This window comes from Vibrio sp. 10N.247.310.23 (assembly GCF_041467155.1).
Lineage (GTDB): Bacteria > Pseudomonadota > Gammaproteobacteria > Enterobacterales > Vibrionaceae > Vibrio > Vibrio crassostreae_C.
The window spans coordinates 94,915-100,980 of record NZ_JBFSTZ010000022.1 but is presented as its reverse complement, the minus strand read 5'-3'; the positions used below and the strand labels follow the sequence as shown (position 1 = coordinate 100,980).

2 protein-coding genes are annotated in these 6,066 nt (G+C 43.4%); one reads left to right on the top strand and one right to left on the bottom strand.

All coding sequences use genetic code 11. The features are described from left to right. Positions 1 to 880: 880 nt before the first annotated feature. Positions 881 to 2,161: a sodium:proton antiporter gene (locus AB6D93_RS16860; RefSeq protein ID WP_017061334.1), complete on the bottom strand. Its 1,281-nt coding sequence runs from the start codon at positions 2,159 to 2,161 to the stop codon at positions 881 to 883. Positions 2,162 to 2,330: 169 nt separating this feature from the next. On the opposite strand from AB6D93_RS16860, the gene metH reads away from it, so the two are divergent. Further along, a complete protein-coding gene (gene metH, locus AB6D93_RS16855) occupies positions 2,331 to 6,008 on the top strand; it encodes a methionine synthase (protein WP_102332731.1) in 3,678 nt (1,225 codons plus the stop codon). Positions 6,009 to 6,066 lie beyond the last annotated feature (58 nt).

The window sequence follows — 6,066 nt, the reverse complement described above, 5'->3', positions numbered from 1 at the left end:
GAAGGTCTGTAGCGCTTGGAATGGATTTCTTGAGTGCAAAGATCGCGTCACAAAAATGTGTACAAGAGATTGGATTGACCTGATCAGTTAATTTTCCGGATTGGTATAATATACGCCATTAGCAAAGCCGCGGATTCTCCTACTTACCAAAACAGCGCGTGTTGGGAGTCTAAACCTCCAACCTTTCCATATACTAAGCCTCAGCAGAAATACTGGGGCTTTTTTGTATCTGCTGCTTCTACGAAGTAATGTTGGGATAACTAGGCGCTCCTAGCTCACCTGCGTGCTCGAATCTCCGGAGTACCTACTCATTCCAGCCTTGCCATATTTAAGACTCTAGTCTGCACGTCTCGGCAGAAATGCTAGCGCTTTTTATTCCTGTCATTTTTACAAGTATCACTTGAAGTACCATGTGTTCCTTTAGCTATCTCTATCGAACACTGATTTAGTGCAGCCTTGCTGTATTTAATGACTTAGTTCAAAGCTAAAGCTTTCTGTTCACCACTCATCTAGCTCCGTAGTCCTGTTAATAACTAACGCTATTCTAGCGAGACGTTGAGTCCCGTTATTTTTGTTTCCAGGTGAAAGGTGAAGCCTTTCGATTGAAGCTTATATAACTTGAGAGTGGGTTATTGGGTAGACTAGCGAGTGCGCACAAGAACGAGTTCTCTGTATGACTTAACCTACTTAAAGAGTTCTGGATACCCACATTAAGGCTTTCGATTACTCAAATATTAGCGGTATCAAATATCGATATGAGATCTATGTTCCACGCATATCTTTCAGCGATAGCTCCAGTATGGGAATTGGTGAGTTTGACTTTCATTGGGTATAAAAAAGGCCACCTAAAGTAGGCGGCTTTGGTTGATCTATCTAGGTGTTAATCTAGCTCTTTCTCTGCTTGTTTTGCTTTCTCTATCATAGGAGTGATTGTTGAGCCTTGAACTAGAATAGAGAACACAACAACGGCGTATGTCATGACAAGGATTATCTCTTTAACATCGATTGCTTTGTCTTCAATTACCCAGATACCTGAAGGGATTGAAAGTGCCATGGCTAGTGCTAAGCCACCGCGTAAACCACCCCAAGTTAGAATCTTAATCGACCACGGGTTGTAAGTTCTAAAGCGTTTAAATCCGATGTAAGACAAGAAAACACTCAAGTAACGTGCACTCAATACTAGAGGGACTGCGAAAGCCATTAAGATCCAATCTTCTTGGTGGAATTTGAATAACAGCATCGACATACCAATTAGTAGGAATAATACGCCGTTTAAGAATTCATCTATCAATTCCCAGAAATGATCTAAGTGATCTTCACTCTCTTTTGAGAATCCGATAAAGCGAGTCCAGTTACCAATCATGATACCTGAGACCACCATCGCTAATGGGCCTGATACATGTAGAACTTCAGCAAACGCATAACCAGCAGTTGGGATGCCGATGGTTAATAGTAACTCCATCGAGTGGTCATCTGTATTGCTGATTAGGTAGTGGAATACAAGACCTAAAACAAAACCATAGACAATGCCGCCAATCGCCTCTTGAACGAATAGCATGGTCACACTACCGACGGTTGGCGCTTCTGTGCCGAATGCGATAGTAAATAGGGTTACGAAGATAACTAAGCCAAAACCATCGTTGAATAGAGATTCTCCCTCGATTTGAGTAGAGATTCTTCTGGGAGCGTCGAGTTTCTTTACTATTGCTAGCACGGCGATGGGATCGGTTGGAGAGATTAGCGAGCCAAAGAGTAGGCAGTAAATCAGATCAAATTGAATACCGATGAACTGGCAAAACCCGTACAGCACAAAACCGATAAAGAATGTTGAAAACAGCGTAGCACCTAACGCGAGTACTGTTATTTCCCATTTCTGGTCTTTTAGGTTTGGTAATTTGATTCCCAAACCGCCTGCAAATAGTAAGAATCCTAATATCCCTTTTAGAAGGAAATCTTCAAAATTGATACTGGCAACGGTTTCTGAGGCGATGTCAGCCAATTGGAACCAATTGTTTTGTCCCGCAATGATAATTAATAGAGATAACATCATTGAGCCAGCTGTAATGGCGATGGTTGTCTGCATTTTACCAATTTTTGTATTCACGAAAGCAATAAGCATGGCTGCAGCGGACAAGAAGCATAAGGTGTAATAGACCGACATTGGGATTCCAACATGTAACAAAGTATGAATATGAATTTTCGTTGTCTCATGCTCAAATAGCAAACATTTTTTTGTCATGACTCAGTAATCAATTTCCTTTTTTAGACGTCTAGACTCCTTTTTAATGTGTGATAGGATGGAGGGATAATTAAAGGAATGAGGTTGTACCGTGGGAAGTAATGTAAGGCAAAAGGTTGACGCTCTGTTGAAGCAACGAATTTTACTGATTGATGGTGGCATGGGCACCATGATTCAGGATTATAAATTGGAAGAGCAAGACTATCGTGGTGAACGCTTTGCTGATTGGCACAGTGACTTGAAGGGCAACAATGACCTTTTAGTTCTTACACAGCCTAAACTTATCAAAGATATCCATATGGAGTATTTGGAAGCTGGGGCTGACATCCTCGAAACCAATACCTTTAACGCTACAACCATCGCTATGGCCGACTATGATATGGAAAGCCTTAGTGAAGAGATTAACTTTGCTGCTGCCAAGCTTGCTCGTGAAGCAGCTGATGAATGGACTGCAAAGACCCCAGATAAACCTCGCTTCGTCGCGGGTGTATTAGGCCCTACCAACCGAACTTGTTCTATCTCGCCTGATGTAAACGATCCAGGTTACCGTAATGTTAGCTTTGACGAACTGGTTGAAGCCTATTCTGAATCGACTCGCGCGCTCATTAAGGGCGGTTCAGATTTAATTCTTATTGAAACTATCTTTGATACGTTAAACGCGAAAGCGTGTGCCTTTGCCGTTGAATCTGTTTTTGAAGAGGTGGGTATTGCTCTTCCAGTGATGATTTCCGGTACCATCACTGACGCATCAGGTCGTACCCTTTCAGGACAGACGACAGAAGCATTCTACAACGCCCTTCGTCATGTAAAACCAATCTCATTTGGATTGAACTGTGCATTGGGCCCTGATGAACTGCGTGAGTATGTCGGTGAGATGTCTCGTATCTCAGAGTGCAATGTTTCTGCTCACCCTAATGCGGGTTTGCCTAATGCATTTGGCGAGTATGACCTTTCTCCTGAGGATATGGCTGAACATGTTAAAGAGTGGGCTGAAAGTGGCTTCTTGAACCTAATTGGTGGGTGTTGTGGTACTACTCCAGAGCATATCCGTGAAATGGCTGAGGCCGTTGAAGGTGTAACGCCGCGTCAATTGCCAGACTTACCAGTTTCTTGTCGTCTTTCGGGACTAGAGCCACTGACGATAGCTAAAGAATCTTTGTTCGTGAATGTAGGTGAGCGGACCAATGTCACTGGTTCTGCGCGTTTCAAGCGTTTGATCAAAGAAGAGCTTTACGACGAAGCATTGAGTGTTGCTCGCGAGCAAGTCGAAAATGGCGCTCAGATTATCGATATCAACATGGATGAAGGGATGCTAGACGCCGAGGCGTGTATGGTTAAATTCCTGAATCTATGTGCTTCAGAACCTGAAATCTCGAAAGTACCTGTTATGGTCGATTCTTCTAAGTGGGAAGTTATCGAAGCTGGCCTAAAGTGTATTCAAGGCAAAGGCATCGTTAACTCAATCTCTCTAAAAGAAGGCAAAGAGAAGTTTGTTGAGCAAGCCAAATTAGTTCGTCGTTATGGTGCTGCTGTCATCGTGATGGCGTTTGATGAAGTCGGGCAGGCTGATACTCGAGAGCGTAAAGTCGAAATCTGTACCAATGCCTACAACATTCTTGTTGATGAAGTCGGTTTCCCACCAGAAGATATTATTTTTGACCCGAATATTTTCGCAGTGGCTACTGGTATCGATGAGCATAATAACTATGCGGTTGATTTCATTGAAGCAGTAGGAGACATCAAACGCGATCTCCCGCATGCGATGATCTCTGGCGGTGTGTCGAATGTTTCATTCTCATTCCGTGGTAATAACTACGTCCGTGAGGCTATTCACGCGGTATTCCTATATCACTGTTTTAAAAACGGTATGGATATGGGCATTGTAAACGCTGGTCAGTTGGAAATTTACGATAATGTTCCAGAAGATCTGCGTGATGCTGTTGAAGATGTCGTACTAAACCGTCGTGATGATTCGACTGAAAGATTGCTGGATATGGCGACCGAATACCTAGAGCGTGCTGTTGGTAAGGTTGAAGATAAATCTGCATTAGAGTGGCGAACTTGGCCTGTAGAGAAGCGTTTGGAGCACTCTTTGGTAAAAGGTATCACCGACTTTATTGTTGAAGATACCGAAGAAGCTCGTGTTAATGCCTCTCGTCCTATTGAAGTGATTGAAGGTCCTCTAATGGACGGAATGAACGTTGTTGGTGACCTGTTTGGTGAAGGTAAGATGTTCTTACCACAGGTTGTAAAGTCTGCGCGTGTGATGAAACAGGCGGTTGCCCATTTAGAACCATTCATTAATGCATCCAAAGAAGTGGGCGCAACTAACGGTAAGATTTTGTTAGCGACCGTTAAAGGTGACGTTCACGATATCGGTAAAAATATCGTTGGTGTGGTTTTACAGTGTAATAACTACGAAATTATCGACTTAGGTGTGATGGTTTCTTGCGAGAAGATTCTCAAGGTAGCGAAAGAAGAGAATGTCGACATTATTGGCCTGTCTGGGCTGATTACACCGTCTCTTGATGAAATGGTACATGTTGCTAAAGAAATGGAGAGACAGGGTTTCAAGCTGCCTCTTCTGATTGGCGGTGCAACCACATCTAAAGCTCACACAGCAGTTAAGATTGAGCAGAATTATTCAGAACCTGTTGTATACGTAAATAATGCCTCGCGTGCAGTGGGTGTTTGTACCTCACTACTTTCTGATGAATTGAAACCCGCTTTCGTTGAGAAGCTGGATATCGATTACGATCGCGTTCGAGATCAGCACAATCGTAAGAAGCCTCGTACCAAGCCTGTCACGCTTGAAAGAGCTCGTGCCAATAAAGTTGCTATCGATTGGGATGCGTATACGCCACCGGCACCCGCTAAGCCGGGAGTTCACATCTTCAATGATTTTGATGTGGCAACTTTGCGTCAGTACATCGATTGGACTCCATTCTTTATGACATGGTCATTGGTTGGTAAATACCCTGCAATCCTTGATCATGAAGAAGTGGGTGAAGAGGCAAAACGTTTATTCAAAGATGCTAATGATTTACTGGATCGCGTAGAGAAAGAGAAGCTGCTTGAAGCGCGTGGTATGTGTGCCATGTTCCCAGCGAACAGTGTTGGTGATGATATTGAGGTGTATACCGATGAATCTCGTACCGAAGTTCTAAAAGTTCTACACAATCTTCGTCAACAAACAGAGAAACCAAAAGGCTTTAACTACTGTTTGTCTGATTACATTGCGCCAAAAGAAAGCGGTAAAGCTGACTGGATTGGTGGCTTTGCGGTTACTGGCGGTATTGGTGAGCGAGAGCTTGCTGATGAATATAAAGCTAATGGTGATGATTACAATGCGATTATGATTCAGGCGGTTGCGGACCGTTTGGCTGAAGCGTTTGCAGAATATTTACACAAAGAAGTGAGAAAGGACATTTGGGGTTACTCGCCTGATGAGGATTTGTCTAACGACGATTTGATTCGAGAGAAGTACCAAGGTATTCGTCCAGCTCCGGGTTACCCTGCTTGCCCAGAACATACAGAGAAAGGCACGTTGTGGGAGTTGATGGACGTTGAAAAAGCCATCGACATGTCACTAACCACGAGTTACGCAATGTGGCCAGGTGCCTCAGTGTCGGGTATGTACTTCTCTCATCCTGATTCGCGATATTTTGCGATTGCACAGATTCAACAGGATCAAGTAGAAAGCTATGCTGATCGTAAGGGCTGGGATATGTTGGAAGCTGAGAAGTGGTTAGGTCCAAACATTAACTAGTTTGAATCTACGACGAGCTTTGATTCGTATAGTAAAAAAGAGAAAGGGTTGCTTAATC